Here is a 22,126-nt window from a genome sequence, read left to right as displayed (position 1 = left end):
TCAAGAAGTGATTAAGTGTGCTTGTTCTTACATGGATTGATTCAATTTTTCAGCAGCTATGAAGAAATGGAATTGAAAGATAAGTGAGGGATTGCGAATGAAAATGTTCAATCATCTCTTTTTCGTTCGCACATCCTATCAATTGTTGCTCGTTATCCCTGCTATCTATTTGTTTGATGTACATGGTATCACTCAGCGTATTATTGGGTTTCTGCTTCTCATCTTAACAGCGTATTTATATTCGTTTGCTTTTCGCAAACCGATTCGTATATGGCATTACTTCTCTATTGTCATTCAGGCGGCCATCATTCTCTCGCTCGCCTGGTTTTATTCAATAGGATATTTTTATATGGAGTACTATTTGATTGCCATTATCATTTTCTCAGTTCCTCCTTTAGTAGCTAAAAAACTGATTGCACTTACTCAACTCATCTTTGCTGCAGAAGCTGTATGTATGATTCATTATCAGCATTTGTCTTGGGGCCCTGCTCTTCTGGTTTACATTACTGTATCTCTCAGCGTATTTGCCATGTACTTTATTATGAGCCAACAAATCCGACTGAACGATGCCAATTTGAGACTTCGTCAACAAAATGCTGAAATCGAATTTTTAACACAGATCAATGAGAGGGAACGTATTTCTCGTGAATTGCACGATGTCATGGGTCATGAACTGGCGAGCTTGACATTGGGTGCCCAACTAGCTCAACGTCAATTGCAACATGGTCATTACGAAGCAGCAGAACAGGAACTAAAATTTATAGAAACCGCGGCACGGGAAGCCTTGAACAGAGTCAGACAGTACATCGCCTTTAATCAAACTCGCCTATTCCATGAAGAATTACACATGATTAGCACTTTTCTGGAGAAGGCTGGTTGGTCTGTTTCGACCGAAATCTCACCGTGTATACCGCAGAATCATCCTACGCTCCAAGTCTTCGCTGCGTGTTTGCGTGAAATTTCAAGCAATATCGTTCATCATAGTGAAGGAGAAAATGTATGGATTCGTCTACTTCGGGACCAAACCGGAGAAGAGGAGAAAATATGGATGCTTGTACAAAATGATGGACAATCCAAAAAAGCAACCGGATCGGCCAGAAAAGGATTAGGGCTGATGGGCATCCAGAGTCGAATTTCAGCAGCTGACGGACAAGTTTTCCACTGGCAAGGTGAAAAGCCAAAACACCTTGATTTACCGAATGATTTACACGTGCAATCTCTGCATGAAGGATACAGTATATTACTTGTACTACCCCTCCTTCAGAAAACGAAACAGAAAATTCATGAACCTCACCAGGATATTGAGGTGTCCGAATGATAAAACTCTTTATTGCTGAAGACCAAAGGTTAGTCAGACGAGCGTTAGCTCAATTGCTATCCTTTGAAAGCGATTTTGAAGTCGTAGGTGAAGCAGCAGACGGTGATGAGGCCATAGCTGGTCTTCGTTCAACTTCTGTCGATATTGCCATGTTGGATATTGAGATGCCAAAAATGAGCGGATTGGACGTAGCACAATGGATCAAACGGGAAAAGCCGGAATGTCGAATTATTATTGTGACTACTTTTGCCCGCCCTGGTTATATACAGCGTGCGATTTCCAGTGGCGCAAACGGTTATTTGTTAAAAGACGCTGAATTTACTGAACTAGCGTCAGCCATCCGTAAAGTAGCAGCAGGAGGAAAGGTCATTTCTCCCGAACTGGTATTTTCCGCTTGGGAATTTCAAAATCCTCTAAGCCCGAAAGAAATTGATATCTTACGTTTGGCAACTAAAGGATATTCAACGAAAGAAATAGCTTTAAAACTGCATTTAAGTGATGGAACAATTCGCAATTATCTATCCGATATCCTGAGCAAACTGCATGTTTCCTCCCGCTATGAAGCTGCTCGGCTTGCTCATGAACAAGGATGGCTTTAATTCTCACATGCACCAAATTCATGACTAGACCATACATACCATGAGCATAGCGATGGAAAAGTAACGTTATCGACGCATGATACGCCGTTGTGGATGAAATTTTTTCATGACCTTTTGACGCCAGATTTGAAAACGCCACAGAATTAAAGCCACAAAAGCGGCTATTAAGCCAAGGATTACTAAAATCCAGCGAGTTGGCAAGGCTTCAATCGGTTCAGCATAAGTCAAGGACGTGGGGGTATGATGCTCAAGAACCACAAAACGCCCATCAGCACCAAACAAGTGACTGTCGGGAGGAAGCACCACCGTCTGATCATCTAGGCGATTGAAAAAACGCAGATACCCTTCTTCATCTACCCCGTTATACACCCACTCAGCAATAACCGGTTCGCCAATAGTAACTTCTTGGTAGAGCGGATTGCGCGACTCAAAAGGAATAATCCAGCGCATGATTTCAAAGATGAAAGTTGCAGATATGATTGCCAATACAATCAACCAGCGCGGTTGCACCCATGGGCTACGCGCTTTTTTTGCAACAAACCGCACACGCCCCATCTCCCGTCACAGGGTCTATCATTATAATGTATGGGTTTGTTGTCCGGAGTAGACCAAGCTACTCATAAGGTTTACGGCTGAATTTGATCAGCTAATTCAATCAATTTGCGAAATCTGTGATTTAACCCTGATTTACTGACACGATTGTGCAAATGGCTACATAGTTCCTGTAGATTGGCTTCCGGATAACGAAGACGAAGTTCTGCAGCTTCACGAAGATGATCGGGCAAGGAAGATAGTCCTACCGTTGCTTCAAGACGGCGTATCGATTCCAATTGCCTCACGGCGGCACTGATGGTTTTGTTCATATTGGCGGTCTCACAATTGACAAGTCGATTTACCTGATTGCGCATCCCTTTTAAAATTCGAGTATCTTCAAACTTAAGCAAAGCTTGATGAGCGCCAATTATGGAAAGAAAATCCACAATTTTCTCTCCTTCTTTCAAATAGACAATATAAGCTTTTTTCTTTTGAAAAAATTTCGCGTTTAACTGGTAACTATTCAAGAGTGACTGTACATACTTTGCATGTTCTTGAGAAGGTACCTGAACCTCAAGATGATAAGAAGAACTGCCAGGTGCATTCACCGAACCTGCTGCCAAAAATATGCCTCGCAAATAAGCGCGCAAGGCCTGGGTATGAGTATGTGGAGGTATACGAAACGGGAGATGCCCTTCTGTCATAGGCATATCACGCCAACTCAGTTGCTCCAGCATAGATAACGCTTGAGATTCGCTGAGACGGATTCCGTACACGTGATTTTTTTTCAATCGCATTTTTCGACGTACAACTACTTCTGCGGAAAGATTTAACATTTCCTTTAACTGTGTGTAAATACGGCGTGCGGTTGCTACATTTTCCGTTTCCATGACAATAGACAATCGACCATCTTGTTTTACAAATACACCAATTGAACTGACCACTGCGGCAAATTCACTGATTTGACAATCGGATCGTTCATGAATCCAAGTTAATTCTTTTTTTGTTTCGGAAGCAAAGGACATGCTTCCACCTCTCTTTCACCACTCGCCTGCACTCTCCCGCTCATAGCCAAGAAGGGACATAATTTGTTCGGCTATCAAACGACTGTCATGCCGAGCATATGTTGCATAATGCACAAAGTTTCTGGCAATCACACGAACACGCAATTGATGCAATCGCTCAATATCTGGTTGTACTGGGAACGAGTTTTGCTCACGATATTGATGCAACGCTTCCTCTGGAAAATTAGCCGAATTTACCAAGACATAATCAAACAAACCCGGCTTGGTATGATGATAAATCGTCTCTACGTGACTTGAAGCAGATAATTCATCCGTTTCACCAGGTTGCGTCATTACATTGCAAATGTATAATTTTAAGGCCTTACTGGACTGAATCGCCTCTACCATTCCAGGAATCAACAAATTCGGAAGAACACTTGTGTAGAGACTGCCTGGTCCTATCACAATGCCATCCGCTTCTTGAATGGCTTGTAACACTTCTGGTAGCGGTTTTAAGTCTTCCGGGACGAGTTGAATCTTTTTAATTTGCGATCCGGCCTCGGGAATTTTGGACTCACCTTCTACCACTCGACCATCAGCCAAGATGGCTTGTAGTTTTACATCTTCCTTGACGGCAGGCAAAACTCTTCCACGTACAGCCAAAACTCGGCTTGTCTCACGAATTGCTGATTCAAAATCGCCCATAATATGAGTCATGGCGGCCAAAAACAAATTGCCAAAGCTATGTCCGGCCAAACCTTCACCAGATTCAAAGCGAAATTGCAAGAGTCGTTCAAGCAACGGCTCAGTATCAGCCAACGCTACCAGACAGTTTCGAATATCGCCAGGCGGAGGCATGGAAAAATCACTGCGCAATCTCCCTGAGGAACCCCCGTCGTCTGCAACGGTTACAACGGCTGTTAAATCCACCTGAAACTCCTTTAATCCTCGCAATACTACAGAAAGTCCTGTCCCTCCACCAATAGCCACAATTTTCAATCGCCGCTTAGCTGCATTCGCAATTTGTCGATTGCGCCGCACTTCACGCCACCAGCCCAACGCCAAAAGAAAAACTGCGGCTGCCAGAACCATACCGCCAGCTTCTGTACCATGTTGCCAGTTAGCTAACCGCAAGGTACCTGCCAATATCCCGACCCCGATACAAGCAACAGTCCAGGCTACCCACCACCATCTTCGCATGGTTTATCCCTCCCGCCTGCTGTCCCGATGTATCAGTTGAATATCTGATAAATTTTGCAAACTCTGAGCAAGATAACACGATATGGCTACCGAGCGATGTTTTCCTCCTGTGCAGCCAATACCGATGACTAAATGACTTTTTCCTTCCTTACGAAATTCAGGAATTAAAAATTGCAGCAAACCCTCTGTTCGTTTTATGAATTCTTGAGTGGCAGGCCACTGCATGACATATTCAAATACACGTTCATCTTCACCTGTCAACGGTCGCAAGTCATCAATATAGTAAGGATTAGGCAAGAAACGCACATCGAGAATCATATCCGCATCAATTGGTATTCCGTATTTGAAACCAAAAGAAACAATATGAACGGGCATGCGAGGTTGATGTTCCGCAAATCTTTGAATAATTTCCTGCTTCAATCGATTCGGACGCCAATGACTGGTATCCAAAACCACATCGGCTGCATTGCGAATCTGTTCCAATGCCGCTCGTTCTTTAGCTATACCTTCCAGCAAAGTCATTGAAGGTGCTATAGGATGCCGTCGTCTCGATTCCTTATAACGGCGAACCAATACTTCATCACTAGCGTCTAAATAGACTATAGAGAGTTCTAAAGATTGATTGAGACGCAATTGCTTTACCATTTCAAGGAGTGGTTCAAACCATTCTCCTCCACGTAAGTCGCATGCTAAAGCAACTTTGCTGATGCGTCCTCCCGATTGACCAACAACATCGAGAAACTTTGGTAACAATATCGGGGGCAAGTTGTCAATACAAAAATAACCAGCATCTTCTAAGGATTGCATGGCTACCGTTTTCCCTGCCCCAGACATGCCTGTCAAAACTAAAGTGCGTATGCGCTCCGTCACAGACTGCCCACTCCCTAGCCTCTTGTTCTTCAAGCATAGCACGCCACTCATTCCTCAACAACGACACAAAACCCATATCTCCATTCAACTGTCTTGGCATCCCATTAGGTTTTTATCCTTGACATCATTAAAAAAATGGCACCCAGATTGGGCGCCACAAGGAATATATTAAAAGGGGGTCAAATGTGCTACACCTGTATAGTACGCCGAACATATTGCAAGCGTGTTACAAACGGTTTAAGTTTTCATGACAACAGCTATTCTTTTTGGACATTTTGCAAAAGTAGTTGCTCAATTCTTTGAGAAGCCTTGCGAATTGAAGTGGATGAAACCTCAAACGCCTCTGAAAGTTCACGTAAAGTAACTGATATTCCTTCGTAACGGAGCACTAAATATAACAGCCCTCCAGCCCAAATTCCAATTTTACCAATTTTTTTATCGTCTTCCGGCAATCTGAGATACAGATATTTCAACCAGGTCTTTTTAACCAAGCCATGGATATTTTCATATCCTTGACGAAATAACCATAATTCAGCTAAGCTCCAAACTTCTTGATAATATCGATTAACCTGAAGGATGATGTCTTCTTGAACATCTGTTAGCGATAACCTTTGTAACTGATGATTGTGACGAATTTCCACAAAATTGACTTTGCTGATATGTTTGAGCAAAAGCAATGAGTAAATACGTAATTCTTCTTCAACATCCTGTTCCCGTAAAAATTGGCGAACCATTTTTTCAGCTACATCGTCCCCGATTTGACTAAGTGCAAAGAGAATGGAAAACTTGGTCTGCTGATTGCCATGAATTAAACCCCATTGAAGAGAAGCACGGAAAATTGGATCGTCACGCCATGTTTCAACATCCATCTCTTTCAATCGGCGTCTCATTTCTACATACTGCAGTTGTACGGGAATATCATACTGGTAAGAAATATTTACTTTTTTGTATCCTTCTTGTTCAGCTTCAGAAAGCACTCGCAGGTAATATTCAGCCATCTGATACATTTTTTCGTCTTTGGACAACTTAGTCCACCAACGCTTGGCAGTTGCAAAATACCCCGCATTTGCCGCAGCAGCAGCAATGGAATGAATCAGGATGACATCAGGATCAATTGTAAATCTCGCTATCGTCAAAAAGCAGCGCATTGCTTGAACATGCATCCCAACCAATCCATACGTAGTAGCCAATTTCATGGCCAAGTCGTAGTTGAGCGGGAATACAGGTTCAAACTTACTGAAATATTCAACCGCAGCTTCTTGACCCCACTGCTGTTTAATATAAACCCCGTAATTACAGAGAGCATGCAAGTTGTCAGGCTGTTGGGTCAATACCTCTTCTGCCATTTTCAATGCTTTTTCAGTTTGCCCAGTGTAAAAATAAGCTAAGGACAAATTGTTGCGAGCAGCTATGTTTTCTGGCTCCTTGACAATCATTCTTTCCAGCCATTCAACAGCTTCTTCAAATTTACCCTGTTCTAACAAATGTCGACCATCACGCAAAGCAGCGGCACGCTCTTGTTCTTCTTGCTCTGCTTCATAACGTGAATAAGCCTGACCTCCGCCAAATTCTTCTAAAAGGAGATCTAACATCTCCTCTGCTTCCAATACATATTCACCATCAGGACAGACATCTAAATATCGTAAAATATACTCCTCTGCCAAATCATATTGGCCAAGATGAGCATAGTTATTAGCCAGATAAAAATAACATTCGGACATATCGGGATCCACTTCTTGCAAAACCTTCTCAAGAACGGCTATCGAATCTGTAAATTGACCTAATTCCGCTAAAATCCCAGCAACATTACAATGATTTGCTGGGTTATTTGGATCAGCCTCTACGGTTCTCTGAAAAGCACGCAACGCCCTGTGTAAATCGTTGCGCCGCAAATATTCCAATCCTCTTTCATGGAAATAATCAGCCGTCTGTTGAAATGGAATAACTTTATTGGAATGTCCCTGCAAATTAGATGAACGCTTGGGTGAGACAGGTTTCAAGCTCAATCACCTCCAAGCCAGACAAATTCAATATTACAGTTCATGTAGAAATCAGCTACAAGCTGCAGGTTGTCTGACAAAACTCCAAATTATGTGAACTAATCACGGACAGTATACCATACCCAAACGAAACTCTAGAAGCTAGGTCTGTCTAAGTCATCTTTGAACCATGCTATAATAGGACAATTCAATAGTCGATGACGTCGGGGAGAGAGAATATGCGTACAGTAAAAATTGAACTGGCCAATAAGATAGCGAGCACTTTACAGGAAACTCCGGAAAACTGTGCTATGCTGATGGAATATCCACCAAACCCAGAACTCGGAGATTTAGCGTTACCCTGCTTTAAATTTGCAAAAAAGTTAAGAAAAAATCCTCAACAAATTGCCCATGATATTGCCCAATTACTCAAATCTGCAACTTGTTTAGAAAGTGTCACCGTTGAGAACGGCTACGTCAATATGAAAATTCGACATAGCGTAATATGGAATAAAGTTTTTGAAATTTCCTCCACACATATAGCAAACCTGTTTACAAGACAGAGATTTCTGGGCAAAAGAGTGGCTATCGATTACTCTTCCCCCAATATTGCCAAACCTTTCGGAGTTGGCCATTTACGCTCCACCATTATTGGTGAAGCCTTACTGAGGATGTTAAAAGAAGATGGGTTTGAAGGAATCGGTATCAACCATCTTGGAGACTGGGGCACTCAATTTGGAAAAGTTATTGCTGCCTATCAAAAATGGGGCTCAGAAGATAAAGTTAAAGAGAATCCAATTCGCGAACTATTTCAGTTATATGTCCGATTTCATCAAGAAGCTGAACAGAATCCTCACTTAGAGGAAGAAGCAAGGTACTGTTTCAAAAAGCTTGAGGATGGAGACGAGGAAACCATTCGTTTATGGCAATGGTTTATCAAAGAAAGTTTGACTGGATTCGAAAAAACCTATCGATTGCTCGGTGTTCATTTTGACCATTATCTTGGTGAAAGTTTTTACAACGATAAAATGGAGGCTGTTGTTGAGGAACTGCAAGACAAACATCTATTAGTGGAAAGTGATGGTGCTTTCGTTGTTGATTTATCAGAGTGGAACATGCCTCCATGTATTATCCGAAAATCTGATGGTACCACCATATACGCGACTAGAGATTTAGCAGCCGCCCTTTATCGGCATGACAAACTTCACGCTGATTATCTCTTGTATGTTGTCGGTTCGGAGCAGACCTTACATTTTCAGCAAGTATTTAAAGTATTGGATTTAATGGGTAGAGATTGGTCCTCTAACTGTGTACATGTAGCCTTCGGACTTATGAAATTCAATGGGGAGAAACTTTCAACGCGTCGTGGACATGTTGTTTATTTGGAAGATGTGCTTGAAAAAGCTATCCAAGAAGCACGCTCCATTATTGAGAGTAAAAATCCGAATCTCTCCAACCCAGATGAAGTAGCTCGCCAGGTAGGTGTTGGGGCAGTGATTTTCAATGATTTGAAAACTTATCGAATCCATGATGTGGATTTTCGATACGAAGATGTGCTCAATTTTGATGGAGAGACTGGTCCGTATGTTCAATATACGCATGCACGAGCATGTAGTGTATTGCGAAAAGCTTTAACCACCATTTCTCAGGAAGAAATGAATTCCAGCGTTTCAGTACCTGATGTTGCACTCCAATCCTTTACATTGACGCCATCTGAATGGTCTCTGCTTAAGCAAATTGCGCAGGCTAATGAATTTTTTGAGAGAGCAGTCGATCAATATGACCCGTCAGTGATAGCTCGTTTTGCCCTGCTCGTCAGTCACGCGTTTAATCGTTTTTATCACGACGATCCGATCCTTACTGCTCCCCATTCTATCCGCCAAAGAAGATTGGATCTGGTTCGTCTAACCAAACATGTTCTTGCTCATACTCTACATTTATTAGCTATCGAAGCGCCTGAAGCCATGTAATCCGTACAAGTGTTTCAGCTAATATTCCTAAAAAGGACTGCAAAGCAAGGCTCTGCAGTCCTTTTTTGTCTAATTTAACGCATACTTAAGAAGAAGGATTCTCCTCTACATGACTCGCAATGACCCCCGCTAATTCTTCTGTAAAAGCTTTAGCAGCGTCGTAACCCATCCCCTTTAGGCGGAAATTCATGGCAGCTACTTCAACAATAACTGCCAAGTTGCGTCCTGGCCGAACCGGAATGGTAACCAAGGGAACTTCCACATCAAGAATCCGCATTGTATGATGATCAATTCCCAGTCGATCGTAAGCCTTATTCTCCTGCCAAGCTTCCAAATGAATGACCATTACTAATTTCTTGTGCGTTCGAACAGCCCCCGCTCCAAAAAGAGTCATAGCATTCAATACACCAAGTCCTCGTATCTCTAACAAATGTTGAAGTAAAGTAGGCGGACTGCCCAGTAATGTATCATCGGAAATTTGGCGAATTAATACCGCATCATCCGCAACTAATCGATGACCTCGCTTGATTAATTCAAGCGCAGTTTCACTCTTGCCTATACCACTGCTACCAGTAATGAGAATACCGATACCATACACATCTACCAACACACCATGAACCAGTGTCTCGGGGGCCAGACGTTCTTCCAAAAAGTTTGAGAGAGTGGCTGCGGCTCTTGTGGTCACCATTTGCGTACCAAGGATTGGCAATTCTCTACGTAAGGCCTCTTCCAGCAACGGGTCTGGAGGCATTTCACTGCGGCTGATGATGACACAAGGTGTTTCTTCATATGCACAGAAAGCAAATACTCGTAAAGCTTGCTCTCGAGGATTCATTCCTTGCAAGAAAGAAAGCTCAGTTCGACCTAATAATTGTACCCGTTCAGCTGGATGGTATCGTAAATAGCCAGCTAAAGCCAGACCAGGACGATTTATATCTACAGTACGAATGACTCGCTGTAAATTAGCATCTGGAGTAAAGACGTGCATGCCCAGACTATCAACCAGTTCCTGCACTGTGATGCCTCGCTCCATCTGAACCCCTCCACTCGCCATTCTCTGAATAAAAACATTAACCCTCAGTTTTTTCTGCAACCAAGCTATATTCAGCTAATTTAATTTGAGCATGCCGAGTACGCTCTTTGTCACGCTCAAGAATAGGTCGCAAAAATTGCCCTGTATATGAATTCGTCAAATTGCATATGTCTTCTGGCGTTCCAGTCCCTACCAGTGTACCTCCCCTATCGCCACCTTCCGGACCGAGATCGATAATATAATCTGCTGTTTTGATAACATCCAGATTATGTTCAATGACGAGCACAGTGTCCCCTTGCTCTACAAGACGATGAAGAACTGTCAAAAGTCTTGCAATATCCGCTACATGCAATCCAGTGGTCGGTTCATCCAGAATGTAAAATGTCCGTCCATTACTGCGCCGATGCAATTCACTTGCAAGTTTAACACGTTGCGCTTCACCACCTGACATGGTCGTCGCTGGCTGTCCAAGTTTCATATAATCAAGACCAACATCATGTAGCGTCTGTAATTTTCTTGAGATGCGAGGGATATTTTCAAAAAATTGAAGCGCTTCTTCTACCGTCAAATCCAGAATGTCCGCTATGTTTTTTCCTTTATAGCGAACTTCTAAAGTTTCTCTATTATAACGGCGACCTTTGCAAATTTCACAAGGTACATACACGTCAGGCAAAAAATGCATTTCAATTTTAATAATGCCATCACCCTTGCAAGCCTCACATCGTCCCCCGCGGACATTAAAAGAGAATCTACCTTTTTTGTACCCGCGTATTTTAGCCTCGTTAGTCGTTGCAAACAAATCTCGAATATCGTCAAAAACTCCTGTATAGGTAGCAGGATTGGAGCGAGGCGTTCGACCAATGGGAGACTGATCAATATCCACCACTTTATCGAGATACTCCATTCCTCGTATGAACTCGTATCTTCCAGGTTTTACTCTAGCTTTATTTAAATCGCGAGCCAGTGATTTGTAAAGAATTTCATTAACCAGTGTGGATTTCCCCGATCCCGATACTCCTGTTACACAAATAAACAGGCCAATAGGAATTTTCACGGAAAGATTTTTGAGATTATTTTCTTTAGCTTTACGAATCTCCAGATAACGTCCATCTGGGTGACGACGCTCCGTTGGAACAGGAATAAAATTTCTACCAGATAAATAATTTCCCGTTATCGATTGTTCGTTAGACATAACCTCTTGCGGTGTTCCTTGCGCAATGACTTGTCCGCCATGCGCCCCGGCGCCAACTCCCATATCGATAATATGATCTGCGGCAAGCATGGTATCTTCATCGTGTTCGACCACAATCAACGTATTGCCCAAATCACGCATATGTTCGAGTGTTTTTATCAACCGTTCGTTATCACGTTGATGCAATCCGATACTCGGCTCATCCAAAATATAGAGTACACCCATTAAACTAGAACCGAGCTGTGTAGCTAGACGTATGCGTTGCGCTTCCCCACCAGAGAGCGTACCTGCAGCACGGGAAAGTGTTAAGTAGTCGAGTCCAACATTTTTCAAAAAACCTAATCTCGACTGGATTTCTTTGAGAATTAATCGTGCAATCGCCCATTCCTTCTCAGAGAGTCGTAGGTTTTGAAAGAAAGCCAGCGACTCAATAACCGAATCCTCTGTTACATCGGCAATATTTCGATTTCCAACGCGTACAGCAAGCGATTGGGGTTTGAGCCGTTTTCCTTTACAAGCTGGACATGGCTTCGCACTCATATAACCTTCAATAAATTCTCTTATAGACTCGGATGCAGTATCCCTATATCGACGTTCTAAATTAGGAATCACACCTTCAAACGGTATTTCAGCAGTTTTCTGCTGTCCAAATTCATTTTCATATCGAAACTGAATTCGCACACCATTTCCATATAAAATTTTTTCAACCGCTTCTTCAGGCAATTCAGCAATGGGTACCTGAGTGTCAATACCGAGTGTTTGACAGGCTGATTTCAATAATTGTGGGTAATAGTTTGAGGTCGATCCGGTCCATGGATCAATGGCGCCTTCATCAATGGATAATTGCGGATTAGGTATGACCAATGATTCATCAACTTCCATTTTAACACCTAATCCCGTACAAGCTTCGCATGCTCCAAATGGACTGTTAAAAGAAAACATGCGCGGTGCTAGTTCTTCCACACTAAATTGGCAATTAGGACATGCTAAATTTTGACTAAAAAGAATTTCTTCTTTTCCTATAACATCCACAAGTACGATTCCGCCCGCCAACCCAAGCGCGGTTTCTAAAGAATCGGCTAAACGAGAGGTTATGTCTTCACGGATAACAATACGGTCAACGACAGCTTCAATATTGTGTTTTTTGTTTTTTTCAAGCTGAATTTTCTCTTGTACATCAAGTGTTTCACCATTCACACGCACTCGCACATAACCTTGTTTACGTATTTCATCAAATATTTTTTGATGCTCTCCCTTTCGTCCACGTACAAGCGGCGCGAGAATTTGTATGCGCGTGCCTTCTGGGAGATGCATCAGATGATCTACCATCTGCTCTACAGTTTGCGATGTAATGGGAATATCACAATTGGGACAATAAGGTTGACCAATTCTTGCAAATAAAAGACGCAAGTAATCATATATTTCAGTGACCGTACCCACAGTAGAACGAGGATTGCGACTTGTCGTTTTCTGATCTATAGATATCGCAGGCGACAAACCGTCAATAGAATCAACATCAGGCTTATCCATTTGACCGAGAAATTGTCTCGCATAAGCCGATAGAGACTCAACATATCGCCGCTGTCCCTCTGCATAAATGGTGTCAAAAGCCAGAGAAGATTTCCCTGAGCCACTTAATCCCGTAATGACTACAAATTGGTCGCGTGGAATTCGCACATCAATATTCTTTAAATTGTGCGCACGCGCACCTTTTACTTCAATATATGCGCTGCTCATTGTACACCTCACATTATCCGAATAGCGGTCATGTTTAGAAAAATAAAGGAAATTGGCTTACTCTAACCAGTCAATTCAACAATTAAATCACGAAGTTCAGCGGCCCGTTCAAATTGCAATTCCTTTGCTGCTTTCCGCATTTCTTCTTCCAGTTTTTCAATTAAAGTTTTTCTCTCTTTATTCGACATTTTTTTAGCTCGTTCTGCTAAAGGAATAAAATCGTTTGCCTCTTCAGCAGAGCGTGTTGCTTCAATTACAGCACGTACAGATTTTTGTACCGTTTGCGGAGTGATACCATGTAACTCATTAAAAGCAATCTGTTTAGCTCGTCGCCGATTGGTTTCATCAATCGCAAGGCGCATTGATTCGGTAATATGATCGGCATACATAATAACTTCTCCGTGACTGTTTCGTGCAGCCCGGCCAATCGTTTGAATCAAAGAAGTAGTTGCGCGTAAAAATCCTTCTTTATCCGCATCTAATATGGCAACAAGTGAAACTTCAGGCAAATCAAGACCTTCCCTAAGCAAGTTAATACCAATCAAAACGTCAAATACTCCTAAGCGTAAATCTCTCAAAATGACCATACGTTCAATGGTTTTAATATCAGAGTGTAAATAACGAACCTTAATTCCTATCTCTTTGAGGTAGTCCGTTAAATCTTCGGACATTTTCTTCGTTAAAGTTGTGATAAGAACTCTTTCTTTGCGAGCGATTCTTCCCTGAATTTCTACAACTAAATCATCAATTTGTCCTTTTGTGGGCCTTACATGGATTAACGGATCGAGCAAGCCTGTTGGACGTATGATTTGTTCCACTCGTTTTTGTTCATGGGCTTCCTCGTAAGGACCAGGAGTTGCAGAAACATAAATAATTTGGCCAATTTTTTGTTCAAATTCCTCAAAAGTTAAAGGTCTGTTATCTGCAGCCGACGGGAGCCTAAAACCGTGCTCAATTAAAGTTAGCTTGCGAGTTCTATCTCCACCGTACATCCCTCGAATTTGCGGTAATGTGACGTGAGATTCATCAATAAAAGTAATAAAGTTATCTGGAAAATAATCTAATAGCGTATTGGGAGGTTCACCTGCGGCTCGCCCTTCTAAATGACGGGAATAGTTTTCAATACCTGTACAAAAACCAATTTCCAGCATCATTTCAATATCGTAATTTGTTCTTTGTTCCAAACGTTGGGCTTCCAGAAGCTTCCCATTGGCACGCAACTCTGTCAATCTTTCTTTGAGTTCATCACGAATTCTTGTAATTGCTGCTTCCAGACGTGGACGTGATGTAACAAAGTGAGACGCCGGGAAAATAGAGACATGCTCTCTATACCCTACCACTTCTCCAGTCAATACATCGATTTCGGTGATCCGATCTATCTCGTCTCCAAACAACTCGACACGAATGGCATGCTCGCCCCTGGAGGCTGGGAAAATTTCTACTGTGTCACCTCTAACGCGAAATGTGCCTCGCGTAAAATTCATATCATTACGCTCATACTGCATGTCTACCAATCGATGAAGGATAGAATCCCTAGAACGTGTGCTATTGACACGCAAAGACAATACATGACTTGCATATTCCTGCGGACTACCCAACCCATATATAGCCGATACACTGGCGACCACAATAACATCGTTTCTTTCTAAAATAGATGCTGTCGCCGAATGGCGCAATTTATCAATTTCATCATTAATTTTTGCATCTTTTTCTATATAGGTATCTGTCGAAGGAATATAAGCCTCCGGCTGATAATAATCATAGTAGCTGACGAAATACTCAACTGCATTTTCAGGAAAGAAGTCTTTAAATTCTGCCGCAAGTTGTGCTGCCAATGTTTTATTATGCGCTATCACTAAAGTAGGTCTATTTAATTCAGCAATAATATTTGCCATTGTAAATGTTTTTCCTGAACCAGTTACCCCAAGCAAGGTTTGATGTCTTAATAATCCTTGAACACCCTCTACCAAGCCTCTGATAGCTTCTGGTTGGTCTCCTTGCGGATGATACTGTGATACCAGTTTAAACTTTCTGTACTCACGTTCCAAAATAGTTTGACCTCCTAGCAAGAAGCCTCTTTAATTAAGAATATCACATTCTACAAAAAATAAGAACAAATGTTCGCCATTTTTAAAAATAAAAAAGGACAGCAATCTGCCATCCTCAGCATGCTCGAAGACTGAAGAAAATAGACCTAAATGATTGGTAAAGACTATCCATTTCCTGCAACACCTACTGGCTCAGCATTGATAGTACCCGGTTGAATTCCCTGCCGCAAAATAACAATATTCACACGACGATTCATTTGGCGATTCTGCGGTGTATTATTGGGGACTATTGGACGATATTGACCATATCCAATCCCTGATAGACGCTGAGGGGCTATGCCATGACTAGCCAAAAAACGAACGACACCCATGGCTCTACCTGCTGAAAGTTCCCAATTGGAAGGATAAATCGGAGTATCTATTGGTTCATTGTCCGTATATCCCTCAACAACAATTTGATTTTGCAAGGATCGAAAAAATGGAATTAAACCCAAAAGGATCTTTTGTGCCTCAGGACGAATATTAGCCGATCCGGTATCAAAAAGCACAACATCTTTAAGAGTTATCTGCACACCTCTTTGTTGGTTTTGGAGTGATACATTACCACTTAAATTGTGTGATTGAATATATGACTGCAATATGGCATAGAGATGATTGAGCTTACTGTCATTCTGTTTTTGCATGGATGACACTTTTTGCTGATCACCCGTATTGGTTGGATTCGCTGCCGAAATTAAAGCTGTTGTTCCTGTATTATTCAATGGTATCTGATCGGATTTATGTAATGCAGCTGCTAACGATTGTGATAAAGATTCAAATTTAATATGATTAATAGAAGACATTGCGTACATAATCACAAAAAATATCATGAGTAATGTAATTAAATCTGAATATGTTATTAACCAGCGTTCATGATTTTGTGGTGGTTCAGGCTTGCGCCGTCTCGGCATTGACCTCACCCGTCTTTCCTTTCGAAGATTCTATACGGTCAGCAGGTGGTAAAAACGCTTTTAGTTTTTGGCCAAGTATTGTTGGATTTTCTCCAGCCTGTATCGATAAAACTCCTTCCATCATAATTTCTCTAAGTAAAATTTCATCCTCGTTTCTATGCTTCAACTTATTAGCGATAGGCAGCCAAAAAACGTTAGCACTTGCAACACCATATAACGTAGCTGTAAAGGCTGTAGCAATTTGTGGGCCAAGCTTTGAAACATCTTGTAGACTCCCAAGCACATGAATTAGACCCATTACCGTACCAATAATACCCATTGTGGGTGCAAAACCGCCAGCAGCCTCAAACATCTTAGCTCCTATTTCATGGCGTTGTTCAACATAAGAGAGTTCAGTCTCCATCATATTTTTAACCAATTCGGGATCGACACCATCTACTACCAATCTGATGCCATCTCGCAAGAATTGATCTGGAAAACTTTCAACTCTATCTTCCAGTGCAAGAATACCTTCTCTTCTTGCAATTGTCGCTAGATTAACCAGTTGTTCAATCACATCAAGGTAATCAATTTTTTTTGAAAGAAAAGCGATTTTCAGATATTTTCCTATACGTAAAAAAGTTTTTAATGAAGAAGAGGTTAATGTTGCCCCTAATGTACCTCCAAAAACAATCAATGCTGCATTCGGCTGGAGAAGAGCTGTAAATGAGCCTCCATCGAGCATAAATCCTCCCACTAACCCAACTACAGCAATAATAATTCCCGCAAGCGTTGCGATATCCAATTGATTTACCTCCCCATATCCCTATCTTAATAGGATGTACGGACAATTTCTTCCGATTTGTCCTTTTGATGATCTGTAATATCGATAATTTTTTTTCTTTTGCTAAATAAACTCATAAACAAACCAAAAGCCCTTTTTTCTTCTGTGACGTTTATATCTTCTTCCGATAAAATTAACAAGCCTAATTGATGACGTTCTCCACTATATATGGGTTTGCCAATCATCCTTACTTCTCCTTGAATATCTACTATCTGAAATTTAACATAAGCTGGATTAGCATCAATTGCAAAATGTAATTCATATTCATTGCGTACAGGCATTTGATTCACTTGTAAAATCGTCTCACCAGTAGCCAACCCTATCTCCCTTGCTAATGATCCGCGCAGAGTATGAAGGATACGAGCTCCAGAAGAAATCGGTGTTATAATCGCATCACGTCTTTTTTCTTTATAACGGAAATGAAAGAACAACCCCTCCATACTCAGGAAAATAATTGCAGCCGAAATAGGTATCATAAAATCTTTGTGAACTGCGACACTCATATAGACAGCGAATCCAGCGACAATGAATTGTATAAAAGAAAGTAGGATATTCAATTTTTTAAATTGAGAAGGGGAGTTGAACCCGCACGATACGATTGCCCAATCAATAAGGGTATTCCTAAAACACCAACTGACAGTGTATTTTTTAACAAATAAAAAGGGGCCGTCTTCTCATTAAGATTCCAAATCAAACCAGGAGTCCAAATCGCGATAGGTATCATTGATGATATCTGCAGAAAAAAACCACCGATGGATCTTCCGCGCTTACCTCGCAATATTGTTGGACTTACTTCTTCAGAGCCTGTCCAAAGAAATAAAATAATTTGTGATAAAGCTAATGCTGAGACAATGATCATCCATGACGAACTTTGAAAATCCAATAATGGCTTCATCCAACCACGAAGAGTTAGATTAGGAATATTTTTCAAAATCCAAGTGAGTATCATCAACAAGGATATACTAGTAATTGAATTCATCCATCTTAATTGAGCTATAGAGAATAACATTGAACAAGCAATAAACCAAAATAATTCTCCTTGGGTGACTGAACAACCCAAATACAGAAGTGCTGCTGTGATAATGACACCAATCGCGATAGACTTGAGTTGCCTTACTAATAAGGGTTTCCCTATTCTTGTTATTCGAATGCCAAATAATTGACGCTCAGTTTGTACCTGTCGATAATTCTCCCAGAAAATTAAGAACAATGCTATATAGAGAAGGGGATTAAGGCATATATACTTAAGAACTTCTAATATGGATTCGCCCACTGATAAGATCTGTGTCGAACTCATCAGCTCCCCTCCTTTACATTAAATTACTCGATAAAATGAATCTACTGAAAACTACTTTTATATACGTAAAAATTTACGAACAGACATAAATCCGCCCCAAAACCCGAGTACGAAACCTAATACAAGAAGTGCTACCGTTACTTTAATGACAAACCAGTTTACAGAGATTAACGGAAAATGAATCCCATAAAAGTAACCTCCAGAAATCTGATATAGATATTGGTATAGAAAATCTAATGCAACAGCTGGAACTGCTCCTCCAAATACACCAATGAGTGTAGATTCAACTAAAAAAGGCATCCTTATAAAACCATTAGTTGCACCTACAAGCCGCATAATTTCAATTTCTCTTCGCCGCGAAAATATTGCAATACGAATTGTATTAGATATTAAAAATACAGCTGTTAAAAACATGGCAAGCAATAAAACAGCACCTATATTGCGTACTATATCCAAAACTCGAAAAAGCGGTCGGACATATTCCGCACCATCATTGACTGAGGCAATTTGTGGGATTGTTTTTAGGTTATTGGCTACTTGTAAGGTGTCTCTTGGATTATCCGCCTTTACAATTAAGGTAACAGGGAGTGGATTGGTCCCTAACCCCTTGAGTAAGTCTCCATACTGAGGACCAAGCTCTGTTTCAAGCTGCTTTAAGCCTTGTTGCTTAGTTTCTAGAACCACTGATTTTACACCAGGTATATTTTCAACTTGCATTTCGATTTTTTGACCTTCAGCATTTGATAAATTCTGCTGTAAATATGCACTGACTTCTAATTGATTGGCAACATATTTTGACATTTGTTGGACATTGAGTGCAACCAATAACGAAACTCCTACGATTGCCAATGTCACAACAACAGCACTGAATGCAGCAAAAGACATCCAGCCATTTCGAATTAAATTCTTTGCACCTTCTTTAAAATGTCTAGACAACGAATTAATTATCATAACCATACATTCCTTTACTTTCATCACGAACAATTTTTCCATTTTCAATTGCAATGACTCTTTTTCGGATGGTATTTACAATATCCTTATTGTGAGTAGCCATGACAATTGTAGTACCTCGATCGTTAATACGTTGAAAAAGTTTCATTATGCCCCAGGAGTTTTCAGGATCAAGATTGCCTGTTGGTTCATCAGCTATGATCACGGATGGATTATTGACCAACGCTCGAGCAACAGCCACTCTTTGCTGTTCACCACCAGACAATTGATTAGGTAATACATCCAATTTGTCTCCTAATCCTACCAATTCCATAACTTCTTTTACTCTTTTGCGAATATGACGATGAGGGGTTGAAATAACCTCCAAAGCATATGCTACATTTTCACCTGCAGTTAATCTTGGAAGCAATTTAAAATCTTGAAACACTACCCCAATACTTCGTCTCAAATATGGGATTTTTCGATTTTTTAAGCGTTCTATATTAAATCCATTCACAAAAATATGCCCTCTAGTAGGACGCTCTTCTCTGTACATCAATTTTATAAATGTCGATTTGCCTGCTCCGCTAGGTCCAACTACATAGACAAATTCACCTTTTGTGATGTGGACCGATATACCATTCAGGGCGTGTGTTCCATTTGCATACTCCTTCCACACATCCTGCATTTCAATCATAAAAATCCTCCTTCATCACAAAAAACGGGACTAGCTAATAAGCATGTCCCGTAAAATTCGACATATAGGTACAAAATCCTGTTGGTATATGTTGTTTTTCGACGAATCTTAGGATTAGATCGGATCAATTTATAATGATGGCTTATTTTCTGAAGCATCCTGTGACTGAAACAATCCTTTCAAAGCCCCCAATGAAGAAAAAACAGAAACTATCTCATTGGGAATAAATAGCGTTGTTGCCTCACCTTTTGCCATTCCTTGCAAGGCTTCAAAAGATTGATATGTTAATACTTTATTATCCAGTCCCGCTTCTCTAAGAAACTCAATACGACGTTTTTCAGCTTCTGCCACTAAACGGATTGCTTGAGCACGACCGTCCGCTTCCAGTTGTTCAGCTTGACGAACACCTTCTGCACGTCGAATGTTGGATTCTCTTTCACCTTCAGCCCTTAATATAGCGCTTTGTTTTTCTCCTTCAGCTCTTAGAATCGCTGCTTGACGTTCACCTTCAGCCTGTAAGATATTCGCTCTTTTTTCACGTTCCGCTTTCATTTGTTTCTCCATTGCATCTTGTATTTCTCGCGGAGGTTTAATATCAACAACCTCCACACGGTCAATTCTTACTCCCCAGGACTCTGTAACTTCATCAAGTGCTGTTCTTAAAGCAATGGATATTTTATCTCTGCCAGCCAAAGTTTCATCCAATTCCATATGACCTACTACCTGGCGAATATTAGCGGCTGTTACGTTTTGAATTCCCTGAACAAAGTCCTGAATGTTATAAGTTGCTCTCTTGGCATCAACTACTGTGTAAAAAAACACCGTATCTATGGAAATTTGCACATTGTCCCTAGTGATGACCATTTGTGGCGGAACTACAACTTGTTAAGTCCGAAGATCCAATACGCGAACAACGCGATCGATAAAAGGAATGACAAAATTGACTCCAGCTTGTAAAGTATTATGGTACTTACCGAGTCTTTCAACAATAGCTAACCTTTGTTGAGGAATAATCCGAATGGAGCGCCATATTGCTATAATCACTAAAATCAATATAATAAATCCAATAATAGATGTTAGCATCTACTCACCTGCATTCTATAAAGATTATCGTTATCAATAACAAGCAATCAAGACGATAACGCATAAGTTTATTTGAATAGCACTACCTTTAAAATTACAGAATCAATAGCTATCACTTGCACAATATCCCCCATATTGACTGGCTGGTTACAAATGGCCGACCAAATCGAACCATCTATTGATACAGTTATTATTTTCCCTGCTTCACCCCACGAATCACCTTACCCTCTTTGTTTAGTAAAGATTCTTGCTCAGTTATATATGTTTTTTTATTTCTAAGCTTGCGAGCATAAGGTCTTGATATAAGAAGAAGTACTACTGCTAAAAAAATGAATACAATAATTTGAAGTAACCATCCGTTCATAAAATAACTAATTATACCTGTAACAACGGCTGCTAATGCAATCCAAATAATAAAAAAAGTAAATGATATTAGTTCAATGACTGCAAGAATTAATCCAAATAAAATCCACAGTAAATGTTCCAGTATGATACCACCTATCGAAAAAATTTTAGAATAGTATATATTTTCTTATATTATACTATATGTTTAATAAATCATAGTATGAAAAAAATAACCAAGCTTAAAAACAGTGATTATGCTTGGTCATTGATGAAGATTACATGATCATATATAAAGATTAGATAATCAAAATCAACAAAAAAGTGGCTGTAAGGCAGAATCCCCAAGGAGGGAAACTCCACACTTGACAGCCACCTGTACTCCTGTTGCCTGGCAACGACCTAGGTTCCCAGGGGTCTTCACCCCAAGTATGCTCGGCGCTGGAGGTCTTCACGGTCGTGTTCGGGATGGGTACGCGTGTATCCCCTCCGCTATGGTCACCAGACTCTTCTTTCCTTT

The 22,126-nt window shown here is 40.8% G+C and carries 18 protein-coding genes, 1 rRNA gene and 1 pseudogene; 3 read left to right on the top strand and 17 right to left on the bottom strand.

Annotated features, from left to right (window positions below):
- Positions 1-97: 97 nt before the first annotated feature.
- Positions 98-1,318, top strand: coding sequence for a sensor histidine kinase (locus FY534_RS02425; protein ID WP_203115074.1), 1,221 nt, complete (start codon positions 98-100; stop codon positions 1,316-1,318).
- Positions 1,315-1,917, top strand: coding sequence for a response regulator transcription factor (locus FY534_RS02420; protein WP_072873558.1), 603 nt, complete (start codon positions 1,315-1,317; stop codon positions 1,915-1,917). The genes FY534_RS02425 and FY534_RS02420 overlap by 4 nt, the downstream gene beginning before the upstream one ends.
- A gap of 66 nt (positions 1,918-1,983) precedes the next feature.
- Here FY534_RS02420 and FY534_RS02415 read toward each other — a convergent pair whose 3' ends face one another.
- From FY534_RS02415 to FY534_RS02395, 5 genes are all read right to left on the bottom strand, one after another.
- On the bottom strand, positions 1,984-2,463 hold the full coding sequence (locus FY534_RS02415; RefSeq protein ID WP_072873559.1) for a hypothetical protein: 480 nt from the start codon (positions 2,461-2,463) through the stop codon (positions 1,984-1,986).
- A gap of 80 nt (positions 2,464-2,543) precedes the next feature.
- On the bottom strand, positions 2,544-3,476 hold the full coding sequence (gene whiA, locus FY534_RS02410; RefSeq protein WP_203115073.1) for a DNA-binding protein WhiA: 933 nt from the start codon (positions 3,474-3,476) through the stop codon (positions 2,544-2,546).
- Between the two features lie 15 nt (positions 3,477-3,491).
- Positions 3,492-4,655 carry a gluconeogenesis factor YvcK family protein gene (yvcK, locus tag FY534_RS02405; protein ID WP_203115072.1) on the bottom strand — a complete coding sequence of 388 codons (1,164 nt, stop codon included), beginning with the start codon at positions 4,653-4,655 and terminating at the stop codon, positions 3,492-3,494.
- 3 nt (positions 4,656-4,658) lie between these two features.
- Positions 4,659-5,525 (bottom strand): RNase adapter RapZ, encoded by an 867-nt coding sequence (rapZ, locus tag FY534_RS02400; RefSeq protein ID WP_072873562.1) that lies wholly within the window; start codon positions 5,523-5,525, stop codon positions 4,659-4,661.
- Positions 5,526-5,782: 257 nt separating this feature from the next.
- Positions 5,783-7,525 (bottom strand): tetratricopeptide repeat protein, encoded by a 1,743-nt coding sequence (locus FY534_RS02395; RefSeq protein WP_072873563.1) that lies wholly within the window; start codon positions 7,523-7,525, stop codon positions 5,783-5,785.
- Positions 7,526-7,743: 218 nt separating this feature from the next.
- On the opposite strand from FY534_RS02395, the gene argS reads away from it, so the two are divergent.
- Positions 7,744-9,474, top strand: coding sequence for an arginine--tRNA ligase (gene argS / locus FY534_RS02390; protein ID WP_072873564.1), 1,731 nt, complete (start codon positions 7,744-7,746; stop codon positions 9,472-9,474).
- Positions 9,475-9,559: 85 nt separating this feature from the next.
- On the opposite strand, the gene hprK is transcribed toward argS, so the two are convergent.
- The 12 genes and pseudogenes from hprK to rrf all read right to left on the bottom strand — a co-directional run bounded on the left by hprK (position 9,560) and on the right by rrf (position 22,112).
- Positions 9,560-10,507, bottom strand: a complete 948-nt coding sequence (gene hprK / locus FY534_RS02385) for an HPr(Ser) kinase/phosphatase (RefSeq protein ID WP_072873565.1) — start codon at positions 10,505-10,507, stop codon at positions 9,560-9,562.
- Positions 10,508-10,544: 37 nt separating this feature from the next.
- Complete coding sequence (gene uvrA / locus FY534_RS02380) at positions 10,545-13,436, bottom strand: excinuclease ABC subunit UvrA (protein WP_203115071.1); 2,892 nt, start codon at positions 13,434-13,436, stop codon at positions 10,545-10,547.
- Positions 13,437-13,498: 62 nt separating this feature from the next.
- Positions 13,499-15,484, bottom strand: a complete 1,986-nt coding sequence (gene uvrB, locus FY534_RS02375; RefSeq protein WP_203115070.1) for an excinuclease ABC subunit UvrB — start codon at positions 15,482-15,484, stop codon at positions 13,499-13,501.
- Positions 15,485-15,648: 164 nt separating this feature from the next.
- Complete coding sequence (locus FY534_RS02370; RefSeq protein WP_072873568.1) at positions 15,649-16,434, bottom strand: flagellar motor protein MotB; 786 nt, start codon at positions 16,432-16,434, stop codon at positions 15,649-15,651.
- The gene (locus FY534_RS02365; protein WP_072873569.1) at positions 16,412-17,218 is read right to left on the bottom strand and encodes a flagellar motor protein; all 807 of its coding nucleotides are present in this window, start codon (positions 17,216-17,218) and stop codon (positions 16,412-16,414) included. The genes FY534_RS02370 and FY534_RS02365 overlap by 23 nt, the downstream gene beginning before the upstream one ends.
- Positions 17,219-17,244: 26 nt before the next feature.
- Positions 17,245-17,760, bottom strand: a complete 516-nt coding sequence (locus FY534_RS02360; protein ID WP_203115069.1) for a hypothetical protein — start codon at positions 17,758-17,760, stop codon at positions 17,245-17,247.
- A 50-nt stretch (positions 17,761-17,810) separates the two neighbouring features.
- Complete coding sequence (locus FY534_RS02355) at positions 17,811-18,554, bottom strand: hypothetical protein (RefSeq protein ID WP_203115068.1); 744 nt, start codon at positions 18,552-18,554, stop codon at positions 17,811-17,813.
- Positions 18,555-18,611: 57 nt separating this feature from the next.
- On the bottom strand, positions 18,612-19,547 hold the full coding sequence (gene ftsX / locus FY534_RS02350; RefSeq protein WP_203115067.1) for a permease-like cell division protein FtsX: 936 nt from the start codon (positions 19,545-19,547) through the stop codon (positions 18,612-18,614).
- Positions 19,495-20,181, bottom strand: coding sequence for a cell division ATP-binding protein FtsE (ftsE, locus tag FY534_RS02345; protein WP_072873572.1), 687 nt, complete (start codon positions 20,179-20,181; stop codon positions 19,495-19,497). The genes ftsX and ftsE overlap by 53 nt, the downstream gene beginning before the upstream one ends.
- A gap of 129 nt (positions 20,182-20,310) precedes the next feature.
- Positions 20,311-21,264, bottom strand: a pseudogene (locus FY534_RS02340) (SPFH domain-containing protein).
- A 68-nt stretch (positions 21,265-21,332) separates the two neighbouring features.
- Positions 21,333-21,443 (bottom strand): NfeD family protein, encoded by a 111-nt coding sequence (locus FY534_RS14950; RefSeq protein WP_370541556.1) that lies wholly within the window; start codon positions 21,441-21,443, stop codon positions 21,333-21,335.
- A gap of 552 nt (positions 21,444-21,995) precedes the next feature.
- A 5S ribosomal RNA gene (gene rrf, locus FY534_RS02330) occupies positions 21,996-22,112 on the bottom strand.
- Positions 22,113-22,126 lie beyond the last annotated feature (14 nt).

This window comes from Alicyclobacillus sp. TC, assembly GCF_016804365.1.
Classification (GTDB): domain Bacteria; phylum Bacillota; class Bacilli; order Alicyclobacillales; family Alicyclobacillaceae; genus Alicyclobacillus_I; species Alicyclobacillus_I tolerans.
Note: the sequence above shows the minus strand (reverse complement) of the source record. Positions and strands in the feature narration are given on the sequence as shown.